This is a genomic window from Agarivorans sp. (assembly GCF_050295395.1).
Classification (GTDB): domain Bacteria; phylum Pseudomonadota; class Gammaproteobacteria; order Enterobacterales; family Celerinatantimonadaceae; genus Agarivorans.
Genome location: NZ_JBNKPP010000133.1, coordinates 1 through 23,214, shown reverse-complemented (window position 1 = coordinate 23,214; position 23,214 = coordinate 1). Strand labels below are relative to the sequence as shown.

At 45.5% G+C, this 23,214-nt stretch carries 29 protein-coding genes and 1 other RNA gene; 17 read left to right on the top strand and 13 right to left on the bottom strand.

What is annotated here, in order from left to right; genetic code table 11:
* Positions 1-44: 44 nt before the first annotated feature.
* From lptB to ACQY6Q_RS08095, 6 genes are read right to left on the bottom strand one after another with little or no spacing between them, the layout of a single operon-like run.
* Positions 45-770: an LPS export ABC transporter ATP-binding protein gene (gene lptB, locus ACQY6Q_RS08120; protein WP_427980009.1), complete on the bottom strand. Its 726-nt coding sequence runs from the start codon at positions 768-770 to the stop codon at positions 45-47.
* Positions 771-772: 2 nt separating this feature from the next.
* Positions 773-1,270: a lipopolysaccharide transport periplasmic protein LptA gene (gene lptA / locus ACQY6Q_RS08115; protein WP_427980006.1), complete on the bottom strand. Its 498-nt coding sequence runs from the start codon at positions 1,268-1,270 to the stop codon at positions 773-775.
* Positions 1,271-1,274: 4 nt separating this feature from the next.
* Positions 1,275-1,832: an LPS export ABC transporter periplasmic protein LptC gene (gene lptC / locus ACQY6Q_RS08110; protein WP_427980003.1), complete on the bottom strand. Its 558-nt coding sequence runs from the start codon at positions 1,830-1,832 to the stop codon at positions 1,275-1,277.
* Positions 1,829-2,380 (bottom strand): 3-deoxy-manno-octulosonate-8-phosphatase KdsC, encoded by a 552-nt coding sequence (gene kdsC / locus ACQY6Q_RS08105; protein ID WP_427980000.1) that lies wholly within the window; start codon positions 2,378-2,380, stop codon positions 1,829-1,831. The genes lptC and kdsC overlap by 4 nt, the downstream gene beginning before the upstream one ends.
* Positions 2,380-3,345 carry a KpsF/GutQ family sugar-phosphate isomerase gene (locus tag ACQY6Q_RS08100; RefSeq protein WP_427979997.1) on the bottom strand — a complete coding sequence of 322 codons (966 nt, stop codon included), beginning with the start codon at positions 3,343-3,345 and terminating at the stop codon, positions 2,380-2,382. Before ACQY6Q_RS08100 ends, kdsC begins: the two co-directional genes overlap by 1 nt.
* Before the next feature lie 39 nt (positions 3,346-3,384).
* Positions 3,385-4,353, bottom strand: a complete 969-nt coding sequence (locus ACQY6Q_RS08095) for a calcium/sodium antiporter (protein WP_427979994.1) — start codon at positions 4,351-4,353, stop codon at positions 3,385-3,387.
* A 148-nt stretch (positions 4,354-4,501) separates the two neighbouring features.
* Between ACQY6Q_RS08095 and ACQY6Q_RS08090 the strand changes: the two genes are divergently transcribed.
* From ACQY6Q_RS08090 to murA, 7 genes are read left to right on the top strand one after another with little or no spacing between them, the layout of a single operon-like run.
* Positions 4,502-5,305 (top strand): ATP-binding cassette domain-containing protein, encoded by an 804-nt coding sequence (locus ACQY6Q_RS08090; protein WP_427979991.1) that lies wholly within the window; start codon positions 4,502-4,504, stop codon positions 5,303-5,305.
* Positions 5,299-6,075 carry a lipid asymmetry maintenance ABC transporter permease subunit MlaE gene (gene mlaE, locus ACQY6Q_RS08085; protein ID WP_427979989.1) on the top strand — a complete coding sequence of 259 codons (777 nt, stop codon included), beginning with the start codon at positions 5,299-5,301 and terminating at the stop codon, positions 6,073-6,075. Before ACQY6Q_RS08090 ends, mlaE begins: the two co-directional genes overlap by 7 nt.
* Before the next feature lie 14 nt (positions 6,076-6,089).
* Positions 6,090-6,557: an outer membrane lipid asymmetry maintenance protein MlaD gene (gene mlaD, locus ACQY6Q_RS08080; protein ID WP_427979987.1), complete on the top strand. Its 468-nt coding sequence runs from the start codon at positions 6,090-6,092 to the stop codon at positions 6,555-6,557.
* Positions 6,558-6,559: 2 nt separating this feature from the next.
* On the top strand, positions 6,560-7,192 hold the full coding sequence (locus ACQY6Q_RS08075) for an MlaC/ttg2D family ABC transporter substrate-binding protein (protein ID WP_427979985.1): 633 nt from the start codon (positions 6,560-6,562) through the stop codon (positions 7,190-7,192).
* Between the two features lie 3 nt (positions 7,193-7,195).
* Positions 7,196-7,474 carry an STAS domain-containing protein gene (locus tag ACQY6Q_RS08070; protein WP_427979983.1) on the top strand — a complete coding sequence of 93 codons (279 nt, stop codon included), beginning with the start codon at positions 7,196-7,198 and terminating at the stop codon, positions 7,472-7,474.
* Positions 7,475-7,496: 22 nt separating this feature from the next.
* Positions 7,497-7,751 carry a BolA family protein gene (locus ACQY6Q_RS08065; protein WP_427979980.1) on the top strand — a complete coding sequence of 85 codons (255 nt, stop codon included), beginning with the start codon at positions 7,497-7,499 and terminating at the stop codon, positions 7,749-7,751.
* A 15-nt stretch (positions 7,752-7,766) separates the two neighbouring features.
* Entirely contained in the window at positions 7,767-9,032 is a 1,266-nt protein-coding gene (gene murA, locus ACQY6Q_RS08060) for a UDP-N-acetylglucosamine 1-carboxyvinyltransferase (protein WP_427979977.1), read from the top strand.
* Here murA and degS read toward each other — a convergent pair.
* From degS to ACQY6Q_RS08045, 3 genes are all read right to left on the bottom strand, one after another.
* Positions 9,016-10,110, bottom strand: a complete 1,095-nt coding sequence (gene degS / locus ACQY6Q_RS08055) for an outer membrane-stress sensor serine endopeptidase DegS (RefSeq protein WP_427979975.1) — start codon at positions 10,108-10,110, stop codon at positions 9,016-9,018. The two genes, murA and degS, sit on opposite strands and share 17 nt — an antisense overlap.
* 97 nt (positions 10,111-10,207) lie before the next feature.
* Positions 10,208-11,575, bottom strand: a complete 1,368-nt coding sequence (locus ACQY6Q_RS08050) for a Do family serine endopeptidase (protein ID WP_427979973.1) — start codon at positions 11,573-11,575, stop codon at positions 10,208-10,210.
* Between the two features lie 78 nt (positions 11,576-11,653).
* Entirely contained in the window at positions 11,654-12,058 is a 405-nt protein-coding gene (locus tag ACQY6Q_RS08045; protein ID WP_427979971.1) for a YhcB family protein, read from the bottom strand.
* A gap of 108 nt (positions 12,059-12,166) precedes the next feature.
* Between ACQY6Q_RS08045 and zapE the strand changes: the two genes are divergently transcribed.
* The 8 genes from zapE to ACQY6Q_RS08005 all read left to right on the top strand — a co-directional run bounded on the left by zapE (position 12,167) and on the right by ACQY6Q_RS08005 (position 18,250).
* Entirely contained in the window at positions 12,167-13,282 is a 1,116-nt protein-coding gene (gene zapE / locus ACQY6Q_RS08040) for a cell division protein ZapE (protein ID WP_427979968.1), read from the top strand.
* Between the two features lie 192 nt (positions 13,283-13,474).
* Positions 13,475-13,903 carry a 50S ribosomal protein L13 gene (rplM, locus tag ACQY6Q_RS08035; protein WP_055735003.1) on the top strand — a complete coding sequence of 143 codons (429 nt, stop codon included), beginning with the start codon at positions 13,475-13,477 and terminating at the stop codon, positions 13,901-13,903.
* 17 nt (positions 13,904-13,920) lie between these two features.
* Complete coding sequence (gene rpsI, locus ACQY6Q_RS08030) at positions 13,921-14,313, top strand: 30S ribosomal protein S9 (protein ID WP_055732816.1); 393 nt, start codon at positions 13,921-13,923, stop codon at positions 14,311-14,313.
* A gap of 239 nt (positions 14,314-14,552) precedes the next feature.
* Positions 14,553-15,143, top strand: a complete 591-nt coding sequence (petA, locus tag ACQY6Q_RS08025) for a ubiquinol-cytochrome c reductase iron-sulfur subunit (protein WP_055732815.1) — start codon at positions 14,553-14,555, stop codon at positions 15,141-15,143.
* Between the two features lie 2 nt (positions 15,144-15,145).
* Positions 15,146-16,357 carry a cytochrome b gene (locus ACQY6Q_RS08020; protein ID WP_427979963.1) on the top strand — a complete coding sequence of 404 codons (1,212 nt, stop codon included), beginning with the start codon at positions 15,146-15,148 and terminating at the stop codon, positions 16,355-16,357.
* Complete coding sequence (locus ACQY6Q_RS08015) at positions 16,357-17,091, top strand: cytochrome c1 (protein ID WP_427980036.1); 735 nt, start codon at positions 16,357-16,359, stop codon at positions 17,089-17,091. The genes ACQY6Q_RS08020 and ACQY6Q_RS08015 overlap by 1 nt, the downstream gene beginning before the upstream one ends.
* An 86-nt stretch (positions 17,092-17,177) precedes the next feature.
* On the top strand, positions 17,178-17,813 hold the full coding sequence (sspA, locus tag ACQY6Q_RS08010) for a stringent starvation protein SspA (protein ID WP_427979961.1): 636 nt from the start codon (positions 17,178-17,180) through the stop codon (positions 17,811-17,813).
* Positions 17,814-17,827: 14 nt separating this feature from the next.
* On the top strand, positions 17,828-18,250 hold the full coding sequence (locus ACQY6Q_RS08005; RefSeq protein WP_427980034.1) for a ClpXP protease specificity-enhancing factor: 423 nt from the start codon (positions 17,828-17,830) through the stop codon (positions 18,248-18,250).
* 56 nt (positions 18,251-18,306) lie between these two features.
* On the opposite strand, the gene dolP is transcribed toward ACQY6Q_RS08005, so the two are convergent.
* From dolP to ACQY6Q_RS07985, 4 genes are read right to left on the bottom strand one after another with little or no spacing between them, the layout of a single operon-like run.
* Positions 18,307-18,879 (bottom strand): division/outer membrane stress-associated lipid-binding lipoprotein, encoded by a 573-nt coding sequence (gene dolP, locus ACQY6Q_RS08000; protein ID WP_427979958.1) that lies wholly within the window; start codon positions 18,877-18,879, stop codon positions 18,307-18,309.
* A gap of 5 nt (positions 18,880-18,884) precedes the next feature.
* The gene (locus ACQY6Q_RS07995; protein WP_427979955.1) at positions 18,885-19,475 is read right to left on the bottom strand and encodes an SIS domain-containing protein; all 591 of its coding nucleotides are present in this window, start codon (positions 19,473-19,475) and stop codon (positions 18,885-18,887) included.
* Between the two features lies 1 nt (position 19,476).
* Positions 19,477-19,827: a YraN family protein gene (locus tag ACQY6Q_RS07990; RefSeq protein ID WP_427979953.1), complete on the bottom strand. Its 351-nt coding sequence runs from the start codon at positions 19,825-19,827 to the stop codon at positions 19,477-19,479.
* On the bottom strand, positions 19,817-21,673 hold the full coding sequence (locus ACQY6Q_RS07985; protein WP_427979950.1) for a penicillin-binding protein activator: 1,857 nt from the start codon (positions 21,671-21,673) through the stop codon (positions 19,817-19,819). Before ACQY6Q_RS07985 ends, ACQY6Q_RS07990 begins: the two co-directional genes overlap by 11 nt.
* 139 nt (positions 21,674-21,812) lie before the next feature.
* Between ACQY6Q_RS07985 and rsmI the strand changes: the two genes are divergently transcribed.
* Entirely contained in the window at positions 21,813-22,652 is an 840-nt protein-coding gene (rsmI, locus tag ACQY6Q_RS07980) for a 16S rRNA (cytidine(1402)-2'-O)-methyltransferase (RefSeq protein ID WP_427979948.1), read from the top strand.
* A 41-nt stretch (positions 22,653-22,693) separates the two neighbouring features.
* An RNA gene (gene rnpB / locus ACQY6Q_RS07975) (RNase P RNA component class A) lies at positions 22,694-23,076 on the top strand.
* Positions 23,077-23,214 lie beyond the last annotated feature (138 nt).

The window sequence follows — 23,214 nt, the reverse complement described above, 5'->3', positions numbered from 1 at the left end:
TGTTCCTTCTTCTTATTGTATTGTGTTTTTTACTTGCACTTTAACTATAGCTTGAATTGTTCACCGAGATAAACTCGTTTCACGTGTTCATTTTCAAGTATTTCTTCAGGTTTCCCCGAGGCTATCAATTCGCCTTGGCTAACGATATAGGCATGTTCACAAACATCGAGAGTTTCTCTCACATTGTGATCGGTGATCAATACGCCAAGACCACGATCACGCAGGTGTTCAATAATCTTTTTTATATCGATAACAGAAATAGGATCTACACCAGCAAAGGGTTCGTCAAGCAAAATAAACTTTGGCGCGGCGGCTAAAGCACGAGCAATTTCAACCCGGCGGCGTTCCCCACCAGACAAACTCATGCCTAGGTTTTTTCTAATGTGACTAATGTGGAACTCTTCTAAGAGGTCGTCTAAAGCCACTTGTTGTTGCTGTTTGTCGAGATCTTTACGGGTTTCTAACACCGCAAGAATATTTTTTTCAACAGATAGACGTCTAAATATAGACGCTTCTTGGGGTAGGTAGCCAATACCCTTGCGGGCACGGCTATGCATAGCCGTGCTAGATAGGTCATCGTCATCGATTAGAATTCGACCATGATCGCGAGGCACTAAGCCTACTACCATGTAAAAGGTGGTGGTTTTCCCCGCTCCATTGGGGCCGAGTAAGCCCACGATCTTACCGGTTTCTACATTCAGACTAACGTCTTTTACTACCTTGCGACCTTTGTAACTTTTGGCTAGGTTTTCAGCAATCAATGTACTCATCGTTACTGTTGTTCCTGTGGCGCAATATCGTTGAGTTGTTGCGGTAAGAAAATGGTGGTGACACGACTGTTTCCATCTCCTTGGGCTACCATTTCTTGTTTATCAATGCTGTATTTGATCATACTGCCTTTGACCAAGCTCTCTTCTTGTTTGAGTTGAGCATTGCTGCTGAGCGTTAAGGTTTGTGTTTTAAGATCGTAGCGAACCTCGTTGGCTTCGGCCTCAATTGGCTTGCCACTATCGAGCATTTGATAAAAGGTAGCGGGTTGCCCTTTGGCGATCATCACTTCGCTGCCTTTTTCTTCACTACCGATCACGCTAAGCTCGTCGGCACGCATTTTAATCGAACCTTGGGTTACCACTACATTGGTATAAAAGGTGACCCGGTTTTCTTTAATGTTAACTTCTTGGCGGTCGGCATCAACGATGATTTGCTGATTAAAATCGTCTTCTAAAGCTGTTGCTGTCCAAGAGAGTAAAAGTAAGCCCGCACTGAGCACTAACTTACTGCTGTGGGTTATGGTAAACCGCTTCAATATCATTTAATAACGTCACTATTTCGTTGGCTAAATCGCCGTTCATACCTACCCCATACAGTTCGTAAGACGGACCATATACGGTGACCGGTTGATCGCTGCTCATGGTTTCAGTTTGCAGGTCGATATCCAATTTTTCGGTAATTAAATCGCGTATGTATTCACCGCGACTTAAGTTTTTAATTACTACATTGTCATTTAGGGTGACTAATTGCTGCTGCTGTACTGTAGCCTGATCGGCATCAATTTGCCATACAGGTTGGTGGGGCGCGGGATATACCAGAATTTTCGGTTTCGTAAATTCGGTGTTTTTTAGTTGCTCAAAATATGCCATTTGTTCGGCATAAATTCGATAGCGTGGTTGGCCATCTTCAGCAAAACTCACACTGTACAGTTGCTCGGCAATAAAACTGGGCTTACTGGCTTCTCGCGTGCCGATTTGCTGTTGCTTATCGCTGGGGCTGAGTTGCCAGAGGATCAAAGCAATAACAAATAAACCAGCAAAAAACCAAGTAGGGCGGTTCATATGCTCATCCCTTGGGCTTGTTCGAGCTTACCTTGAGCTTGCAAAATAAGGTCACACAGTTCGCGTACTGCACCATAACCGCCAGCGGTTTTTGTCACAAGGTCGGCCGCCTGCTTGCATAGAGGATGGGCTGTTTGTACCGCCACCCCCAAGCCGCAAGCCTGCATTACGGGGGTGTCGACTAAGTCATCACCGATGTAGGCAACTTGCTGAGGAGCTAGTTGGAGTTGTTGCAGTAGTTCGCGGTAAGCAGCCAATTTGTCTTGTTGCCCTTGGTAAAGCTGTGTAATCCCCAAGGACTGCATACGTTGCTCTACTATCTTTGATTTACGCCCAGTAATCACCGCCACTTCCAGGCCACTGTTGATTAAGGCTTTTATGCCAAAACCGTCTAGGGTATGAAAGGCTTTGAGCTCCTCGCCTTCATTGCCCATGTAGATACGGCCGTCAGAAAAGACCCCATCAACATCGCAAATCAGCAGTTTAATGGCGGCGGCGGCGTTAAAATTTTGCTGGCTAACTTCACCGTAGGGCGTGCTAATAGTCACTAATATACTCCAGCTTGTAACAAAGTATGCATGTTGAATGCTCCGACTACTTGTGTGTTTTCAAGGACAAACAAACCATTAATTGATTTGGTTTTCATTAGCTTTAGAGCATCGAAGGCCAGCCACGAAGGCTCAATGTATTTGGGATTTTTGGTCATCACTTGAGCAATTGGCGTTTCATGGATGTCGACGCGTTGGTCTAGGATACGGCGTAGATCACCATCGGTAAAAATTCCTACCATGTGCTGCTGTTCATCGACAACACCTACCATGCCTAAGCCTTTGGCGGTGATTTCAAAAAGTGCCTCACGAATAGTTTGTTCGACTGTGACTAAAGGAATTTGTTCCCCTTTTAGCATTAAGTCGCTGACGCTGAGTAGCAGTTTTTTACCTAAGGTTCCGCCCGGATGGGAGAGGGCGAAGTCGTCGGCGGTAAAACCGCGGGCTTCTAATAAGGCGACGGCTAAGGCGTCACCCATGACTAGAGTGGCGGTGGAGCTAGCGGTTGGCGCTAAACCTAAGGGGCAGGCTTCACGCGGTACTGCTATGCACAAATGGTAGTTCGCTAGCCGTGCCATCGATGAATTAGGGTTACTGGTCATGGCGATAGAGCGCACTCCAATGCGGTTAAACACCGGATACAACGCTAGGATCTCTTCCGACTCGCCAGAGTTAGACAGTGCCAATACAATATCTTCAGCGGCGATCATGCCTAAATCGCCATGGCAGGCTTCACCGGGGTGAACAAAAAAAGCCGGAGTGCCGGTAGAGGCTAAAGTGGCGGCGATCTTGTTGGCGATATGGCCTGATTTGCCCATCCCGGTAAGAATGACTTTGCCTTTGCAGGCCAAAATCATTTCGCAAGCCTCAGCAAATTGCTGATCAATATATTGTTGTAAGTTGTCTATCGCCAGTCTTTCTATTTCAAGGACTTGTTTGGCTACACTGATGTGATCGTGTGACACACACTTCCCCTTAGTGGTTAATTTCTTTAGAAAGTATCGTTACGATACTAATAATAGTATTTGATAGCCGATGAAGGCACTGAACAACAGTCCCCCTTCCCAGCGACTAATTTTGCGCTTTTTACCAAAGCCCATGGCCATAATAAATAGGGTTACGGTAACTCCCATCATGACATAAAAGTCTCGCCCAGCGGCAAATGCATCGATCTCACCCGGGGATAACATCGCGGGCACCGCTAATACCGCAAGTATATTAAATAAGTTGGACCCGATGATATTCCCTAAGACCAAGTCGTCTTCTTTTTTAACCACACCAGCGATGCAGGCCGCTAGCTCGGGTAGGCTGGTGCCCACTGCGATAATGGTTAGGCCAATGACGAGGTCGCTCATACCAAAGTAACGGGCGATCTCAGAGGCAGAGCCCACTAAAATGTCGGCGCTGAGCGGAAGTAGTATCATCCCCACTACTAGCCAAAGTAGAGCTTTGGGGGTGGCGACATCTTGGGGGATTTCCGCTTCGGCTTCCTCAATCATTGGGTCGTGAGTGCTGTCAGAGCGATGTTTCAAGGCATTAAAAATTAAATAGCCCATCAAGCAACAAAACAAGACTAATAAGAAAAACCCTTCGCTGTAACCCAGTTGCTGGTCGTGCAATACCCATCCTGCGACGGCAGTGGCTCCGAGTACCATCGGTAATTCACGAAATAAGGTGGAAGACGAAACCATCAAGGGTTTAAGTAATGCGGTTAAGCCTAATACCAAGGTAATGTTAGTGATGTTTGAGCCGATAACATTGCCCACCGCGGTATTCATTTTACCTTCTAGGCTGGCGGTGGCCGAAACCATAATTTCTGGTGCTGAAGATCCTAAAGCGACTATCGTTAGGCCGATGATCATGGGGGATAGCCCAAAATTATTGGCGATGGCGGCCGCGCCAAAAACAAAGCGGTCGGCACTCCATACCAATAGCGCTAAGCCTAATACCAATAACAAACATTCAACTAGCATGAGCGTCCTTTACTTAAAATTTTAAATAACATGGCTAAAAAACGGTGCATTGTCGGCATTTTACCAACAAAAGGGAAGAGTTTAGCCTTGAGTGTCACCAATTATCTCAATAATATGTTTTCCTTGGCCAATTAAGAATGCTCATGGAGTGGCAAAGAATTTGATTGAAGTAAAACAATTGGCGTTCCAACGCGGTGATAAGCTTATCTTTGAACATTTAAACTTAAGTATTCAGCGAGGTAAAATCACGGCCATTATGGGTCCTAGTGGTATTGGTAAAACAACTTTACTCAAGTTGATCGGTGGACAACTTCAGCCCAGTGCTGGAGAGGTGTTGATCGAAGGGCAAAATGTTCATCAATTGAGCCGAGGAGAGTTGTTCCAATTGCGTAAGCGGATTGGCATGTTGTTTCAAAGCGGCGCTTTATTTAGCGACTTAAATGTCTTTGAGAATGTCGCCTTTCCATTGCGTGAACACACCAATTTACCTGAAGCGGTGCTCCGCAATTTGGTATTGATGAAGCTACAAACCGTAGGTTTACGGGGGGCGGCCGAGTTAATGCCCAGTGATTTGTCCGGTGGAATGGCACGTCGAGTAGCCCTCGCTAGGGCGATTGCCTTAGAGCCGGAAATTATTCTCTACGACGAGCCTTTTGTGGGACAAGATCCGATATCTATGGGGGTATTGATCAAACTAATCCAAAGCTTAAGCCAAAGCCTACAACTAACCTCAGTGATTGTGTCTCATGACGTTAATGAGGTCCTCAGTATTGCCGACTACGTGTTTGTGATCGACGGACACTCGGTATTAGCCGAAGGTAGTGTGGCAGAGATTGCGGCTAACCCCAACCCCCGTTTAACCCAGTTTTTACAAGGACAAGCCGATGGTCCTGTGGCTTTTCATTATCCTGCGGAAGATTACGCACAAGCATTAAAGGCCAGTTTATGTTAACCGCTATCGCGGCCTTAGGTCGCCAAACTTTGTTTAAAATTAGTGCCTTAGGTAGAGCAAGTTTGATGCTTTGGCATGCTTTAGTCGCAGTGCCGCGAGCACAATTGCTGAAGGACAGCATTAAACAAATTTATGTAGTAGGGGTGCAATCTCTACCCATTATTGTGGTATCGGGCTTATTTATTGGTATGGTGTTGGCCCTGCAAGGCTATAACATTTTGGTGGATTTTGGCGCCGAAACCAGCCTTGGACCAATGGTAGCCCTATCTTTATTGCGTGAATTAGGGCCGGTGGTGACCGCCTTGTTATTTGCCGGACGAGCGGGCTCCGCGCTGACCGCCGAAATAGGCCTAATGAAAACCACTGAACAGTTATCGAGTATGGAGATGATGGCGGTTGACCCACTAAAACGGGTAATCGCCCCGCGTTTTTGGGCCGGATTTATTGCCATGCCTCTATTGGCTTTAATATTCAATTTAGTGGGCATTTGGGGTGGTTATTTGGTTGGCGTGCAATGGTTGGGCGTCGATGATGGGAGTTTTTGGTCGATCACTGCCGCGTCGATAGAGTTTGGCCAGGATATTGGCAATGGCCTAATTAAAAGTGCGGTGTTTGCCATTGCAGTGGTTTGGGTTGCCTTGTTTAACGGTTATGATGCTCTGCCTAGTGCGCAAGGTATTAGCCAAGCAACCACGCGTAGTGTGGTTCACGCGTCGTTATTGGTATTGGCATTGGATTTTGTTTTAACTGCGCTGATGTTTGGCAGTTAGTGATAGGGATTAACATGAAAGTAAATAAGCTAGAGTTGTCGGTTGGGGCCTTTGTCTTATTAGGATTAGCGGCCTTATTAATATTGGCGCTGAAAATAGCCGATAGCCAATTAGGTAGTAATACCGATACTTATACTTTATATGCCAAGTTTGACAACATTGGCGGCTTAAAGGTGCGCTCGCCAGTTAAGGTGGGTGGCGTGGTGGTTGGCCGGGTCGAAGCGATTAATCTCGATGTAGAAGACTACATGCCAAAGGTGACTTTAAGTATGTATCGTCAATATGGTTTTTATCCAGAAACGAGCTCTCTTTCGATTCTTACCGCTGGGCTGTTAGGGGAGCAATATATTGGCTTAAACCCTGGCTTCGTATTAGATGATATTGAAAATCTAGATGATGGCGACATTATCGAAGACACCAAATCGGCGCTTGTCTTAGAAGAGTTGATTGGCCAATTCTTGTTTTCAATAACGGAGAAATAATTATGTGGGTACGTAGTTTGATATTGTCGCTGATTCTGTTATTCGGCTTTTGGGCTCATGCTGAAGAGATTCATGCGAATCCTTATCGTTTGATGAGTTATGTAGCCGAGCAAACTTTTAGCCGTTTGGCCAAAATTGATCGACAAGCCGATGACGCTCAGCAACAGCTAGAAGCGATTGTTCGCCAGCAGCTAATGCCTCACATAGATTATCGTTACGCAGCCTTTGCGGTGTTGGGCAAACACATCAAAAAAACCTCTAAGCAGCAGCGTGATGATTTCGCTGAGGCCTTTCAAGAATACTTGGTGAGCACATACACCCAAGCTTTAGCTCAGTATAAGCAACAGCAGGTATTGATTGAGCCGGAAAGAGCTCTTGGCGAGCAAACTAAGTTAGGTGTTCGCGCCCAACTGATCGACGCTGACCGCCCGCCGATTAACTTGGAGTTCAAGTTTCGTAAGCTAAAGAATAGTAGTGCCAATAGTGCTGATCGTTGGCTAGCCTATGATTTGATTGCCGAGGGGGTGAGTTTGTTATCTACCAAGCAGTCTGAGATGGATAGCCTTATTCGTGCCGATGGTATTGATGGCGTGATTCAGTTATTGCGAGACAAGAATCTCGCAACTCAAGAGTAAAGCATGAATAATCAATTAAGCATTAAACAAGGTTGTTTGTATTTGAGTGGTGAGTGGGCTAGCGAACAAGTGGCTCGTCATTGGTCGGCATTAAGCGATTGCAAACTCAAACAACTTGAGCTGTCTCAACTTAAGCGCATTGACTCTGCTGGAATAGCCGCTATCATCACCGCCTTAAAACCGGAACCTAGCAATCGCTTGCTCGTTAAGCATTGCCCAGAACAAGCGAAGCAGCTGTTTAAACTCTATGAGTTGGAAGCGCTGTTGCAATATCAAGATTAAAGCATATTTGCGGAGCAGAGTAATGCAACCAGAACAAATTGAACAAATTCTATCGCAGGCGCTTGAATTAGATCACGTGCAAGTAACAGGTGAAGGTAATCATTTTCAAGTTGTTGCTGTTGGTGCAATGTTTACGGATTTATCGCGAGTTAAGAAACAACAAGCGGTTTATGCACCACTGAAAGAATACATTGCGAGTAACGAAATCCACGCCTTAGGAATTAAGGCGTACACTCCTGATGAATGGCAAAAGCAACAAAAGTTTGGCCAATTGTAATCCTTAGGAGTTTTAGTGGATAAGTTTAGAATTGAAGGTGGCTGCCGCCTCGAAGGCGAGGTGGCGATTTCGGGCGCTAAAAATGCGGCTTTGCCGATCCTGTTTGCCAGCTTGTTATGTGAAGAACAAGTCATCTTACATAATGTTCCTCAATTAAAAGACATTGGTACTACCTGCAAGATGCTTCAGCACCTAGGGCGAGAGCTTGAGGTGCTGGGCGAAACAGTGATCATTAAAGCCGGTAAGGTAAATGATTTTGTGGCGCCTTATGAGTTGGTAAAAACCATGCGAGCTTCAATCATGGCTTTAGGCCCGCTGGTGGCGCGTTATGGTCAGGCCGATGTGTCTTTGCCTGGCGGTTGTGCCATTGGCGCGCGCCCAGTAAACCTTCACATTCATGGCCTTGAATTAATGCAAGCGAATATGAGTGTGGAAGATGGTTATGTAAAAGCACGAGTCGATGGCCGCTTACAAGGTGCTCGAATCTTCATGGATATGGTGAGTGTAACAGGCACTGAGAATTTGATGATGGCCGCGGCACTTGCCGAAGGTGAAACCATTATAGAAAACGCCGCTCGCGAACCTGAAGTTGTTGATTTGGCTAATTTCCTCAACTGCTTAGGCGCCAATATTCAAGGTGCCGGCAGCGATACTATTGTTATTAAGGGGGTTGAGCGCCTACATAGCGGAGAATACAGTGTTCTTCCCGACCGAATCGAGACGGGTACCTACTTAGTAGGCGCGGCAGTCACCGGCGGTCGTGTACGCTGTACTCACACCGATGCCAAATTGATGGAATCGGTATTGGCCAAGCTTGAAGAAGCTGGCGCTAAAATCACCACTGGTGAAGACTGGATAGAGCTAGATATGCAGGGCTGTGAGCTTAAAGCGGTTAATGTGAAGACTGCGCCTCACCCTGCATTCCCTACCGACATGCAAGCCCAATTTACGGTGTTAAACATCGTAGCAAGCGGCACCGGCCATGTTACTGAAACGATTTTCGAAAACCGCTTCATGCACGTTCCCGAGTTGATGCGAATGGGCGCAGAAATCGAATTAGAGGGGAATACCGCTATTTGTAAGCATGCTGAGCGTCTTACAGGGGCACAAGTGATGGCAACCGATTTACGAGCTTCGGCGAGTTTGGTACTAGCGGCCTTAGTAGCAGAGGGCGAAACCGTGGTCGATCGGATCTACCATATCGACCGTGGTTATCAGAACATTGAAACTAAATTTGCTCAGTTAGGAGCAAAAATCACTCGCTTTAACGATCGTTCGTAATTCGGCGAGGTAGTTTCAATTCAGTAATAGTAACGGGGAGCTCAAGCAGTTCCCCGTTTCTGTATAAGCGAACTAGAATTTCGCTACCGGGGCGGGTTTCGGCAACAATATCCATCGCTTGTTTGATTGAGCTTATATCGGTGCCGGCGATATTGACTAGAATATCGTTGGTTTTAATACCCGCCTTTCCGGCAGGGCCTTCTGGATCTAAGCCACTTACTATCACCCCTTGGGTTTCGTTTAGCTTTAAACGCGCCGCCAGTAAGGGGGTGATTTTTTGGCCATCTAAGCCTAAATAACCACGAATGATGGTGCCATCTTTAATTAAGCCCAACATGATCTTCTTGGCTAATACATAGGGAATAGCAAAGCTAATACCGTAGGTGTCGGTAATATCATTTAAATGGTAAGCCGAGGTATTGATGCCCACCAGTTCGCCGCGGGTATTGATTAAAGCCCCTCCGGAATTCCCCCGGTTAATGGCAGCATCGGTTTGAAGGAAGTCTTGGCGCCCGGTAGAGCTCATGCCGTTGCGACCAGCCGCACTGATAATGCCCTGAGTGATGGTTTGCCCTACGTTATAGGGGTTGCCAATTGCTAGCACCACATCACCCACTTGGGTGCTTAGCTGGTCATTCTGCGGGATGATCGGTAAATCAGGAGAGGCGTCAATTTTCAGTACCGCTAGGTCGGTGATGATGTCTCCGCCGACTAACTCGGCATTAAAAATCCTTCCGTCTTGTAAGGCGATAACAATTTGGTCGGAATTGGCGATAACATGGAGATTGGTTAATACAAAACCTTGCTTAGACATTATCACCCCAGAGCCTAAGCCCTGTGACTCTATCTGAGTATCTACATTGACATACGATTGCAAAAAGCTTCGTGTATAGATATTTACCACGGCAGGCGCGGCGCGGCGCGCGGCTTGGGAATAACTAACTAAGGGAGTATTGGTATAGTCGTCTAATAGCTGCTTGCTATTCTCCCTAAATTCAGGGAACGCAAATAAAATACCAATCGCCATTGCCAAACCAAAGATGGCCGGCTTGAGTAAATACTTGATTATAGCTAACAATTTTTCCTCTCCAGCAAGGGCTTCAGAATAGCACGCTGTTTCTAAGGACAAAAGAAAAGGCGACTAATTGGCCGCCTTTATTGTTAATAATCTTAGTTTATTGAATGATTCGGTAGAGGTTGTGTTCACCTCGTTGAATATTCAAGGCCAGTACGCGCGGGTTATTCTCTAAAATTGCCCGCAAGTCGGCGATGTTGTTAATTCGCGTTTTGTTGATACCGATTATGATATCACCGTCCTCCAAACCGTTGGCAAAGGCTGGAGAGTTACGCTGAACTTTGTTAACCCGTACACCAGAGGTTTTGGCGCCTTTTTCGGTAGAACTTAAGCTTGCACCTTCTAAGGCTGGATGCATCACTTTAGCATTTACCATTTGCTGATCGGCTTGCTGTAAGGTGACCTTAAAGGTAGTTGCCTTACCATCACGGATAGCACCAATTTTGATGGTTTTACCTGCGCCCATGGTACCAATTTTTGCTCTTAATTCGGCGAAGCTTTTCACTGGTTTATCGTTGACCGCAACAATAATGTCACCGGGTTTAATCCCCGCTTTGTCTGCCGCCGAGTCAGGCATAACTTGATTGACGAAGGCACCGTGTTGTGAATCTGCGCCAAAGGCTTTGGCCAGTTCACTGTTTAACTCGCCCCCGGTGACGCCAAGAATACCGCGACGGACTTCACCGTATTCAATAATTTGCTCAGCTAAGTTTTTCACCATGTTGCTGGGAATAGCAAAGCCAATACCAATATTGCCACCAGTGGGAGCGATAATAGCGGTATTGATACCGATTAGTTCACCATTTAGATTAATTAAAGCGCCACCAGAGTTGCCACTATTGATGGCAGCATCGGTTTGGATGAAGTTCTCTAAGTTTTCAATGTTCAAACCGCTGCGGCCTAGGGCGCTAACAATACCGGAGGTAACGGTTTGGCCTAAGCCAAAGGGGTTACCAATGGCAATGGTAAAATCACCCACGCGTAATTCATCGGAATCTGCAAGGGCAAGGTCGGCCAGCTTATCTGCGTCGATTTTTAGCAAGGCTATATCTGTCTGGCGGTCGCTGCCAAGTACCTCTGCATCAAAGGTTCTGCCATCTTTCAGGGTAACGACAATTTCATCGGCGTCGTTGATGACGTGAAAGTTAGTAATCACATAGCCTTTATCAGCGTCAATGACCACACCGGAACCGAGACCTTGAAAAGGGCGCTCTTGGGTGTCGTTGTTGGGTTGACCTTCTTGACCAAAGAAGTATTTAAATAGTTCAGGAAGTTGCTGTTGCGACACTTTGGTTCCTGCAACAGAAATATTGACCACCGCAGGGGTGGCTTGGTCAAGGATTGGCGCGAGACTAGGTAGCTGACTTCCACCTACGGCAACAGGTAAAACCGCCTGTGCTTGAAAAGCGCTGAAGCCTAAACTAACTGATAGCAACAGCATGACAAATTTCTTAGTGGAAATACTCATTCCAATATCCTTAATAAACAACGCTAATAGAAAAGCAGGATCTTAAAGACCCTGCTTAGTTTAAAAAGTTCAGTGGATTTAGCTCGCTTTACGTTGAGCTTCGGTAAACAAACCTGATGGTTTGTTGGAATAGTCTTTAGGTTGGGCTTCTGAAGAGTCGGCTTCCTCTTCTAACTCTAGTTTTTGCTGGTAATCGGCAAACAATTGAGGCTGAGCAACATCATCACTAATCAGAGACTTGGATTGGCTGGCCATGTGTTCATAGATACCTTGATACTGTTTAGCCATATCCTCGAGTAGCTGAGCGCTTTTAGCAAAATGCGCTTGTACTTGCTCTTTATAACTCTCTAGCTCTGCTTTATTTTGTTCTAACTCGTGCTTCATGCTGGCATCGTTGATAGCGGGTTTCGCGGTCATACGACTAAGGAAGAAGCCAATAGCGACACCAATAAGAAGAAAAATCATACTGCTAATTGCGCTCATATTAATCCTTTGTTGGTCTTGATGAACTTTCAATATACTTGAGAATGCTTTCACATGGTACTATCAATTTCCCACTAAGTTTATGCGAGCTTTAGGATTAGGCAAGGAATGACCCCACAGCTGCAATACCAACAAGATCTGCAAACCAATAATTTCGTTAAAGACCCTGCTCAAGCCTTTGCGGTGACTCAGTTACAAAGGGTTTATGAGCAACTTACTGAAAAGCCAAAAGTTACTCTTAAGAGCCAAAGTTTATACAGTAAATTCAAGGCGCGTTTCAGTGGCGCATCGTCAAATCGACCCGCTGCGGTTCAGGGCCTTTATATGTGGGGGGGCGTTGGTAGAGGTAAGACCTATTTAATGGATACCTTTTTTAACTGCCTGCCCACCGAGCGTAAAATGCGGGTGCATTTTCATCGCTTTATGCAACGAGTACATAGCGAATTAAAACAGCTAGATAAGCAAGTTAATCCGCTTGAGCGTGTGGCTGATAGCTTGATTGCCGAGGCAGAAGTAATTTGTTTCGATGAATTTTTTGTCTCGGATATTACCGACGCGATGATCTTAGGTACTCTGTTTGAAGCGCTATTTGCTCGTGGTGTTACTTTAGTTGCTACCTCGAATATTCCGCCGGAAGATCTGTATCGTAATGGTTTGCAACGGCAACGCTTTTTGCCCACCATCAAGTTGATTCAACAGCATTGTCAAATCATCAACGTCGATGGCGGTAATGATTATCGGATGCGCACCCTAAATGCCGCTGAAATTTATCACTATCCCTTAGACCCAAAGGCGCAGCAAAATCTTGCTCAGTATTTTTTACAGTTGTCCAGTGAGCCACGGCAACAGCAAGGGCAAATTGAAATCAATCAGCGCATGATCAATTTTGTCGAGGAAGCCGATAGTGTATTGCATATTGAGTTTTCTGAGTTATGTGAGGGCGCGCGCAGCCAGTTAGATTATATTGAACTAGCTAAGTTATACCATACGGTGTTGTTATCGGGACTGGTGCAAATGGGCAGCCATAACGATGATGCAGCGCGGCGCTTTATTGCTTTGGTAGACGAGTTTTACGAACGTCACGTCACTTTGATCATCGCAGCAGAGGTGCCTCTTGAGCAACTTTACAGCGGTGGGCGGCTAACTTTTGAATTTGAGCGTTGTCGTTCGCGCTTACAAGAAATGCAGTCGCACGAGTATTTAGAAAAAGCCCATCTACCATAAATAATTTAGATTAAGGGTGGTTTTTTTTTGTACTTGCCCTATAATCTTGCCACCCCACGTTACATGTCACCGATTTGGTGATACTAACATTCAAGCTTACTCCGTATTCGAAGGGATACTATGAGTAGCTATTTTCACGTTTGTGATTGTCACAAACACGTGTGTAACAGTTATTTTGGGTTATATATACAAATGAAAACTTTTGTAGCCAAACCAGAAAGCGTAAAACGCGACTGGTACGTTGTTGACGCAGACGGTAAAACTCTGGGTCGTATCGCAACTGAAATTGCTTCTCGCCTACGCGGTAAGCATAAAGCTGAATATACTCCTCACGTTGATACTGGTGATTACATCATCGTAATTAACGCTGAGAAAGTAGCCGTAACAGGCAACAAAGCGAAAGATAAAATTTACCATTCGCACACTGGTTACCCAGGTGGTCTAAAATCAATTAGCTTTGAAAAGTTAATCGATAAAGCTCCTGAGCGCGTTATCCAGTCTGCAGTGAAAGGTATGTTGCCAAAAGGTCCTCTAGGCCGTGCAATGTTCCGTAAACTGAAAGTATTCGCTGGACCTGAGCACACTCATGCGGCTCAGCAACCACAAGTATTAGACATTTAAGTTACGGAATTTGAATAATGGCTGAGAATCAATACTACGGCACAGGCCGTCGCAAAAGCTCTACTGCTCGCGTATTTCTAAAAGCTGGTAGTGGTAACATCGCTGTAAACAACCGCTCTTTGGAAGTTTACTTTGGTCGTGAAACTGCTCGTATGGTAGTTCGTCAACCTCTTGAGCTAACTGAATTGTTAGAAAAAGTAGACCTACACATCACTGTTAAAGGTGGTGGTACTACTGGTCAAGCTGGTGCTATCCGTCACGGTATCACTCGCGCGTTGATGGAGTATGACGAAAGTCTACGCCCTGAACTACGCAAAGCTGGCTTTGTTACTCGTGATGCTCGTAAAGTTGAACGTAAGAAAGTTGGTTTACGTAAAGCACGTCGTCGTCCGCAATTCTCTAAACGTTAATTGCTACACGCTATCGTGTTACAAAAGCTCGGCTATGCCGAGCTTTTGCTTTTCTAAAAGGTTAAAAACCTTGATTACCCTTGTCAATTTGTGTGTTTTTTATTACTATTTTGTTCGCATTTACCTGCAATAATGTAGTAGCAAGTAAACGCTACCAGTAGCAGAAAAACGCTACCTTGTGCAGCATGCCGCAAGGAAAATTACAATAATTGCGCGGATCCTTACCGGAGAGACATTGGATGAGCAACGCTCCTGTCGATGCTGGCCGACGCCGCTTTCTCACCTGGACAACGGCTGTTGTCGGTGGTGTAGGAGCAGCGTTCGCAGCAGTACCTTTTATCAGTTCATGGAATCCGAGTGCCAAGGCTAAAGCCGCCGGGGCACCCGTTGAAGTGGATATTAGTAAAATTGAACCTGGACAATTACTACGTGTTGAGTGGCGTGGTAAGCCTGTTTGGGTAGTTAGCCGCCCTCAGTCGGTTCTTGATAACCTAGACGCTATTGGCGATAAATTACGAGATCCAAACTCAGAGGAGCCTCAACAACCCGATTACTCGACCAATCAATATCGCTCGATTAAGCCCGAGTTGTTTGTTGCGGTGGGTATTTGTACTCACTTGGGGTGTTCGCCTACCTACTTGCCTGGTAGTTTTTCAGAGCAGGTTCAAGGTGTTGAGTACGGATTTTTCTGTCCTTGTCATGGCTCTAAGTTCGATATGGCCGGACGAGTGTTCCAAGGCGTTCCTGCACCACTTAACTTGGTAGTTCCTCCATACCATTTTGTTGACGATACCACTATCTTAGTGGGTTTGGATGAGGGAGAGGCTTAAAAATGAAAGCATTGATTGGTTGGATCGATGAGCGGATCCCCTTAACCAAAACCTATAATAAACATGTAGGCCAATATCCCACACCAAAGAATTTTAACTTTTGGTATATTTTTGGTTTTATCGCCATGGTGGTATTGGTCAACCAAATCCTAACCGGTATTTGGTTAACCATGAATTACAACCCTTCTGGTGATGGCGCGTTTGCTTCTATCGAATACATCATGCGTGATGTTGAATATGGTTGGTTATTACGTTATATGCACTCCACTGGGGCTTCGGCCTTTTTTGTGGTGATTTACCTGCATATGTACCGCGGCCTTATTTATGGTTCTTACCAAAAACCACGAGAGCTAATTTGGCTGTTCGGGATGTTAATCTTCTTGGTATTGATGGCCGAAGCCTTTATGGGCTATTTACTTCCTTGGGGGCAAATGTCCTATTGGGGCGCCCAGGTGATTATCTCGCTGTTCGGTGCGATTCCGGTGATAGGTGATGATTTAACCCTATGGATCCGCGGCGACTACGTGATTTCTGGCGTCACCTTAAATCGTTTCTTCGCCTTGCATGTGATAGCTTTACCCTTAGTGCTAGTTTTATTGGTATTTTTACATATTGTTGCTTTGCATGAGGTGGGTTCAAATAACCCCGATGGGATCGAGATCAAAGCCAATAAAGATGAAAATGGCTGGCCTAAAGATGGTATTCCATTCCACCCTTATTTTACGGTAAAAGATTTAGCAGCGATTGTTGGCTTCCTGTTCTTCTTCTGTTGGGTAATGTTTTTCTTCCCTGATGGCGGCGGCTACTTCTTAGAAGCGCCAAACTTTGAAGCGGCAAACCCGTTAAAGACACCTGCGCATATCGCACCGGTATGGTACTTCACGCCTTTCTACGCCATTTTGCGGGCGGTTCCTGACAAGTTATTAGGGGTAGTGATGATGGGCTTATCCATTGCTGTGCTGTTCGTGCTGCCTTGGTTAGATCGCTGTAAAGTAAAATCCATTCGCTACCGTAGCACCATTCATAAATTGAATATTGCCCAGTTTGTTATCTGCTTCATCATTTTGGGTATTTTAGGCGCCTTGCCTTCTACACCTGCTTTGACTATTTTGGCCCAAGTTACCTCATTTGGTTACTTTGCCTACTTCGTCTTACTTTGGATTTACAGTAAAAACGAAAGAACGAAGCCAGTACCAGAAAGGGTGACCAAATGATGAGAAATGTTTTTTTAGCTTTGGCCTTACTTATACCTAGTTTTGCATTTGCTGCGGGTGGCAATGTACATCTAGATAAAGCCAACTACGATCTGACGGACAAGGCTTCATTACAAAATGGTGCCAAGTTGTTCATGAACTACTGTTTTGGCTGTCACAGCACCCAGTATCAGCGTTATAATCGTGTCGCTGAAGATTTAGCTATTCCAATTAAGTTAATGGAAGAAAACTTGATTTTTACCGGGGCAAAATCTGGTGAATTGATGGAAAATGCCATTCAAGAGAAAGATGCCGCTAAATGGTTTGGTGCACCAGCACCTGATTTAACTTTGGTGGCACGAGTTCGAGGCGCAGATTGGATCTATACTTATTTGCGTTCATTTTATGTTGATGAAACGCGTCCATTTGGAGTGAATAACAAAGTCTTTCCAAGTGTAGGTATGCCGCATGTATTGCAAGAACTGCAAGGCGTACCTAGCGCGGTTTATGAAACAGAAATGATTGATGGTGAAGAGCATCATGTCTACCGCGGTATCGAATCTGATGGCAGCGGTGAGATGAGTGCAGATGAATTTGATAATGCAGTGTTAGACTTAGTTAACTTTTTAGTTTATTCGGCAGAACCGGTTCAGTTAGAGCGTAAGCGCCTAGGTTACTGGGTATTAGGCTTCTTGTTCATCTTCTTTATCGTTAGTTATCTATTGAAGAGAGAATACTGGCGCGACGTACACTAAGTCTTGCGCTAGTATTGGTTTATCGGCAATAGCAGTTATGCTGTTGCCGTTTGTGTATTTTATTTAGATGGTTTTTGGAGGATTCAATGGCTGTAGCTGCCAACAAACGTTCGGTAATGACGCTGTACTCTGGAGCTAATGACTTGTACAGTCATCAGGTGCGTATCGTTTTAGCCGAGAAGGGCGTCAGCGTAGAAATTAATCAAGTGGACCCGGATAATCTTCCGGAAGACTTAATTGATTTGAATCCGTACAGCTCGGTACCAACCTTAGTGGATCGTGAATTGGTATTGTATCAATCACAGATCATTATGGAGTATTTGGACGAGCGCTTTCCTCATCCGCCATTAATGCCTGTTTACCCGGTATCTCGCGGCTCTAGTCGTTTAATGATGCACCGTATCAAGAATGACTGGTACTCACTGGTTGCTCGAATCGAGAAAGGTGACAATGCCGATGCTGCTCGCAAGCAACTCACAGAAAGCTTAGTGGGTATTGCGCCAGTATTTGCAGAAATGCCTTACTTCATGAGCGAAGAGTTCAGCTTAGTAGATTGCTATTTGGCACCTCTATTGTGGCGTTTACCTGCCTTAGGTATTGATTTGCAAGGTAGCGGCGCGAAAGACATCAAGTCATACATGATCCGTGTATTTGACCGCGAGTCTTTCCAAGCCTCATTAACCGACGCTGAACGTGAAATTCGTGACGGGTTCTTAGGTTAATGACCAGTAAACAAATGACTCCCAATCGTCCTTACATGGTGAGGGCTTTTTTTGATTGGTTGTTGGATAACGAATTGACACCTCATTTGGTGGTGGATGCGACTCGAACTAATGTGTCGGTGCCCAGTCAGTTTGTAAACGATGGACAAATTGTTTTAAACATTTCTCCTACCGCGGTAGCTGGTTTTAATATGGATCTTGAGCATATTAGTTTTAATGCTCGATTTGGTGGTAAGCCGTTTCAGGTTTACGTGCCCATGGCAGCCGTGTTAGCCATTTATGCTAGAGAAAACGGAGCAGGAACGGCCTTTGAACCGGAGCCTGCTTACGAGTTAGCCGAAAGTGAAGCGTTAGGGCATCAGGATAGTGATGGTGATGCCACAGAGCCAGCCAGCACTGAGAAGGCGAAGAAGCCAACCCTAACCATTGTTAAGTAAAAAAAGCGCCTGAGGGCGCTTTTTTATGCTCTTAAGTCGAGTATTAAGGCTACTTCTTAGCCTGCCTCAACTAGCTCAAATACCTTAATCACCTTGCTGACGCCATTTTCGTGTCTGGCGATGTCAACTGCTCGACGTTCTTCGGCGGCGGTGACCACACCAATTAGAAATACTTCGCCGTCTTCTGTTATCACTTTGATTTTACCCGGGGGTAACTCACTATCTTCGTAGATTTTGAACTTAATTTTAGTGGTGATCCACGAGTCACTGCTACGAATACTTAAGGGCACTGGCTGTTTTAGTCTCACTTCATTTAAAACTTGTTTTACGCCTTTAATATCGCGAGCGATTTGGGTTATTTGATTAAAAGATTGCTCGTTTGGGGTTTGTCCCAAGACTAATACTCGGCCATTTAGTGCCACTACAGAGAGCTTGCTGTTGCGCCAAATTTCTTCAGATTTACCCAAAGCATTAAGCACCTGTAATTCAATAGTTTGGTCATCGATTTGGGTACCCACTGAACGACGGTCAGTAGCAGCGCCGGCGGCTACCCCTGCACCAACAACGATAGCACCAGCACAAGCCTGTAATAGCCCTGCTAAAACGATGATGGAGATTAAACGTAGCATCCTTATTAGTCCTCTTGTTGGGGAAATAGTGTACGGTCAATGAGATCACATAAACCATTCAGTGCCAGTAGGTGCACTTCGTTGATTCGCACGCTATGCTCCGCTGGCACTCTAATTTCTACATCCTGTTCACTTAATAAGCCGGCCATTTCGCCGCCGTCTTTGCCGGTAAGAGCGATGATGCTCATGTCTCGGTTTACTGCAGCTTCCATCGCTTTAATGACATTGCGACAATTACCTGAATCGGAAATTGCCACTAAGATATCACCTTGTTGACCTAAGGCTCTAATTTGTTTTGCGAATACTTCATCGAAGCTATAGTCATTGGCAATCGCAGAGAGCACTGAACTATCGGTACTAAGCGCTAAGGCTGGCAGGCTGGGACGCTCAGTATCGAAGCGATTAACTAAGTTTGCAGAGAATTGCTGAGCTAACGCGGCTGCCGAATTGTTTCCGCTAATTAGCAGCTTATTGCCGTTGAGCAGCGCCTGAGCGATGATCAGCGTGGCTTTTTCTATCGCCTCGGGTAGGGCTTCGGCAGCGGCGATTTTAGTTTGTATGCTTTCTCTAAATATTTCTTTAATTCGTTCTTGCATCTCATTCCCCAAAGGCGTTTTGATACCATTCTATGTGAGGTGCTTGCTCTTGAATGGCAATAACATCAAAACGTATGGCTGTATCATATTGGTTAATATTATTTTTTTGTAAGTAGTGTTGGGCACTAAGCAATATGCGGCGTATTTTATGTTGATCCACCGCTGCTAACGCTCCGCCATAGTGTTGGCTGGTGCGGTATTTCACTTCAACAAATACCCAGACGTCGTCCTGTTTGAAGATTAAGTCTATTTCACCGCGGCGGCAGTGATAGTTTTGCTCGATGAAGCGTAAACCTTGGTCTTTTAGATAACTAGCCGCCTGCTGCTCGGCGGCTTGACCCTTATTCTGCATCGCTTTGTTGAACAGTTTCGGCTTGAATTTCCAAAGGAAGCAATTGGCCATTATGAAATTGTGTCCAAGTTAATTGTCTGCTGATCACTCCTTGCTGGTTAACGCTTAACTTACCGGTTAAACCATTTAATTGATAATCGCTATAGCCGCGCATTTGTGCAAGTTGGTGGATCAGTTGGAATGCGTCATAACCAAGGCCATATAGTCGTTTTTGGGTATCTGAAGAGCTCGGCCATAGTTGTTGATGGCGAATTGCATTTACTGATTGTTGCTCTAATATCCATGGCATTTCACTGACGTATAGGCCTTCCAATTCATTTTCACTGGTTTCGTCATTCTTGTCATAGCTGCGTGAGCTAGCATAAAGCCTTGGCGTGCTGGCAAAGGGGCTAATGGTGACGTCAATGAAAGCCTTGATTAACTTGGTTTCTGTATTGTCGCCAACTACATATAAGGCATTCGCATCCCGTCGTGAACGTAATTCTGATTCCACATTATGGCCAATGATTTGTTCAAACTGACTAACTCGCTGTTGGCTTAGGTCGGTATGTAATAGCTTGCGAATGGCGCGTTGTAGGTCATTACGGTTGGCGTAGTTAATGACATCCACCGGCACTTCAGAGTGCAACTGCCATTCATTGGTAAATGCTTCGGCCATTCGTTTACCCAAGTTGCTTTGTGGTACCAGCAGTAATGGGCTTTGCTCTTCTCGTTGAGCCATAAATTGCGCGGCCTGTTTGGCTTCATCTTCGGGAGATAAAGGGAAGAAAAATTGTTCGGTTTGAGCTGTTGAGGCTACCTCGTTAAGTGCCAGTAATGGGATGGTGGGGGCTAAATCTAGTAGCTTTTTTAGCTCCGACTTTAACAGAGGGCCAACAATAAAATCGATGCCATCTTGTTCAAACTGAGAATATAAGACATCAATGGTTTGTGCTTGTGTATCATAAAATAGCAATTCGCTAGTTACTGCAGTGGTTTTTTGCTGATCAAGGTAGGCTGAAATCAGCCCATCTTTAATGGCTAAACCATTACTTTTATATTTTCCGCTTAATGGCAACAATACCGCAATTTTGTTCGGTTGATAGGGAGCAATACTTAGCGCCTTAGCTAAATTTCCACCCACATAATCCAAAGCAGGGTGAGCAGGGTAGTCTTGTTTCCACAGTTGCAATTTGGCAATCAGTTTTTCAGGGGAAGATTTTGGTTCGTTGCTAATTGCAACAATTTCTAACCAACCATTGCGTAATGAATTGCCGGGTTGTTGAAAACTACGCAGAGTAAAAGAGCTCAGTGGTTTTAATTGTTGCCAAATCTGTTGATGGTTTTCGGCTAGCTGAGCGTCATCAAGATAGCTATTTAATTCAATTAAGGCACTTGCTGCAGCTAAAGGATTATTTTGTTGCTGGTACAAAGCGGCGCGGGTTTGATAATAGCTTAGCCAATAATCCGTAGGCAGTTCCCAGATGGGATCAAAGTCTAAGAGTTGTAATGCAGCATTTACCTGACCATTTAGCTGCAGGCCATAAGCCCTAACTAAACTAATACCTGCTTGTTGTGAATTAGACGCTTGCACGCTTAAGTCGTTGATTACAGCTTCGGCGGCCTGAGTCATGCCTTGCTGGTAGTAGGCCTTGGCGGCTAAAAGCTCCCAATCAAACTGTTGTTCTGGTGGCGCGATACTGGCTTGATCAAGATAAAACTCAGCGTTGTGTTCAGGGGTGATAGCAATAGAAGGTAAATCTACTGCCACAATTGGAGCTTTTGTTGGACCACTGGAACAGGCGGCTAGAATAAGCACCAAGCTCAAACAGAGATAACGTAGCGCTGAGTTCAGGTTATGTTTCAAGGTTAACACCACTAGTATTGTTTAGTTAGTGCCTATATTAAGAGCCTAACGCTAAATAATCCACAATCAAGGCGGCGAAAGATTGAGGCACATGGCGCTTTTGATTAAAGTAGAGGCCGTTTTCATTTGAGGTCTGTTTATGTCAGCTACTGGCTCCCTGTATATTGTCGCTACTCCGATTGGTAATTTGGCCGATATCACCCTGCGCGCGCTTGAGGTATTGAAAAGTGTTGCTCTGATCGCTGCCGAAGATACCCGTAATACCGGTCGATTGTTAAGCCACTATGAGATAGGCACTCGGTGTGTGGCTGTTCACGACCATAATGAACAACAAAAGATTGCATGGTTAGAGCAGCAATTATTAGATGGCAAAGATATCGCCTTGGTATCGGATGCGGGAACCCCGCTGATTAATGATCCCGGCTACCATTTGGTGAGTGCATTTCGTGCCAAAGGGTATTCAGTGGTGCCTATCCCTGGAGCATGTGCCGCTATTGCCGCCTTATCAGTAGCGGGTTTAGCTACCGACCGATTTCTTTATGAAGGTTTCCTTCCGGCTAAAACCAAGGCCCGTCAAGAACGCTTAAACGAGCTGCGTCAAGAGCCGCGCACGGTGGTTTTTTATGAATCTCCCCATCGTATTTTAGACAGTTTGGCGGACATCGTGACCTGTTTAGGGCCAGAGCGAGAACTGGTATTGGCTAGAGAATTGACCAAAACCTTTGAAACCATTCAATCGTTGCCTGCGCAAGCCTTACTTGACTGGGTGAAGGTCGACCCTAACCAGCAAAAAGGTGAGATGGTGTTGATGGTGGCGGGTTATCAAAAAGCCCAGCAGCAGTTGCCGGTGGAAGCCCTAGATACGCTAAAATTGTTACAAGCAGAGTTACCCTTAAAAAAGGCGGCTGCATTGACCGCAAAAATTTATGGTCTTAAGAAAAACGCTCTTTATGATTATGGCTTAAAACAGGGCGAATAAGCGCTACTCTTGCGGCCTATTGTTTGCTATAGTCCGCCCCCGGAGTTGGCCAGACAATCGCTGCTTCGTCGTTGTGTGCTCTTTCGAGAGTGGCAAACGGGCGAAGGGGAGGAAAGTCCGGGCTCCATAGGGTAGGGTGCCAGGTAACGCCTGGGGGGCGCGAGCCTACGACAAGTGCAGCAGAGAGAAGACCGCCGATGGCCCCTAGTGGGAACAGGTAAGGCTGAAAGGGTGCGGTAAGAGCGCACCGCGTAACTGGTAACAGTTTACGGCGAGGTAAACTCCACCCGGAGCAAGGCCAAATAGGCCCCCTTAAGGCGCGACCCGCGTTGGGGGCGGGTAGGCTGCTTGAGCCATTGAGCGATTAATGGCCTAGACGAATGATTGTTCACGACAAAACCCGGCTTATCGGCCAACTCCCTCATTTTTAAGTCCTGTTGCCTTGCAACAGGACTTTTTTGTTATTTACATCAGTAATAAAGGAAAGTCTCAACCATTTTTCCCCTTATTTAAGTCTTCAAGCCCCCTTTATTTAACAATTAATGGCATTTATTTCAGCCCC

Excerpts from the sequence above, each read along its gene's own strand:
- lptB (WP_427980009.1), bottom strand. The coding sequence starts at position 770 with ATGAGTACATTGATTGCTGAAAACCTAGCCAAAAGTTACAAAGGTCGC.
- lptC (WP_427980003.1), bottom strand. The coding sequence starts at position 1,832 with ATGAACCGCCCTACTTGGTTTTTTGCTGGTTTATTTGTTATTGCTTTG.
- ACQY6Q_RS08095 (WP_427979994.1), bottom strand. The coding sequence starts at position 4,353 with ATGCTAGTTGAATGTTTGTTATTGGTATTAGGCTTAGCGCTATTGGTA.
- mlaE (WP_427979989.1), top strand. The coding sequence starts at position 5,299 with ATGTTAACCGCTATCGCGGCCTTAGGTCGCCAAACTTTGTTTAAAATT.
- mlaD (WP_427979987.1), top strand. The coding sequence starts at position 6,090 with ATGAAAGTAAATAAGCTAGAGTTGTCGGTTGGGGCCTTTGTCTTATTA.
- ACQY6Q_RS08075 (WP_427979985.1), top strand. The coding sequence starts at position 6,560 with ATGTGGGTACGTAGTTTGATATTGTCGCTGATTCTGTTATTCGGCTTT.
- ACQY6Q_RS08070 (WP_427979983.1), top strand. The coding sequence starts at position 7,196 with ATGAATAATCAATTAAGCATTAAACAAGGTTGTTTGTATTTGAGTGGT.
- ACQY6Q_RS08065 (WP_427979980.1), top strand. The coding sequence starts at position 7,497 with ATGCAACCAGAACAAATTGAACAAATTCTATCGCAGGCGCTTGAATTA.
- ACQY6Q_RS08050 (WP_427979973.1), bottom strand. The coding sequence starts at position 11,575 with ATGAGTATTTCCACTAAGAAATTTGTCATGCTGTTGCTATCAGTTAGT.
- ACQY6Q_RS08045 (WP_427979971.1), bottom strand. The coding sequence starts at position 12,058 with ATGAGCGCAATTAGCAGTATGATTTTTCTTCTTATTGGTGTCGCTATT.
- zapE (WP_427979968.1), top strand. The coding sequence starts at position 12,167 with ATGACCCCACAGCTGCAATACCAACAAGATCTGCAAACCAATAATTTC.
- rplM (WP_055735003.1), top strand. The coding sequence starts at position 13,475 with ATGAAAACTTTTGTAGCCAAACCAGAAAGCGTAAAACGCGACTGGTAC.
- rpsI (WP_055732816.1), top strand. The coding sequence starts at position 13,921 with ATGGCTGAGAATCAATACTACGGCACAGGCCGTCGCAAAAGCTCTACT.
- petA (WP_055732815.1), top strand. The coding sequence starts at position 14,553 with ATGAGCAACGCTCCTGTCGATGCTGGCCGACGCCGCTTTCTCACCTGG.
- ACQY6Q_RS08020 (WP_427979963.1), top strand. The coding sequence starts at position 15,146 with ATGAAAGCATTGATTGGTTGGATCGATGAGCGGATCCCCTTAACCAAA.
- ACQY6Q_RS08015 (WP_427980036.1), top strand. The coding sequence starts at position 16,357 with ATGAGAAATGTTTTTTTAGCTTTGGCCTTACTTATACCTAGTTTTGCA.
- sspA (WP_427979961.1), top strand. The coding sequence starts at position 17,178 with ATGGCTGTAGCTGCCAACAAACGTTCGGTAATGACGCTGTACTCTGGA.
- ACQY6Q_RS08005 (WP_427980034.1), top strand. The coding sequence starts at position 17,828 with ATGACTCCCAATCGTCCTTACATGGTGAGGGCTTTTTTTGATTGGTTG.
- dolP (WP_427979958.1), bottom strand. The coding sequence starts at position 18,879 with ATGCTACGTTTAATCTCCATCATCGTTTTAGCAGGGCTATTACAGGCT.
- ACQY6Q_RS07995 (WP_427979955.1), bottom strand. The coding sequence starts at position 19,475 with ATGCAAGAACGAATTAAAGAAATATTTAGAGAAAGCATACAAACTAAA.
- ACQY6Q_RS07990 (WP_427979953.1), bottom strand. The coding sequence starts at position 19,827 with ATGCAGAATAAGGGTCAAGCCGCCGAGCAGCAGGCGGCTAGTTATCTA.
- rsmI (WP_427979948.1), top strand. The coding sequence starts at position 21,813 with ATGTCAGCTACTGGCTCCCTGTATATTGTCGCTACTCCGATTGGTAAT.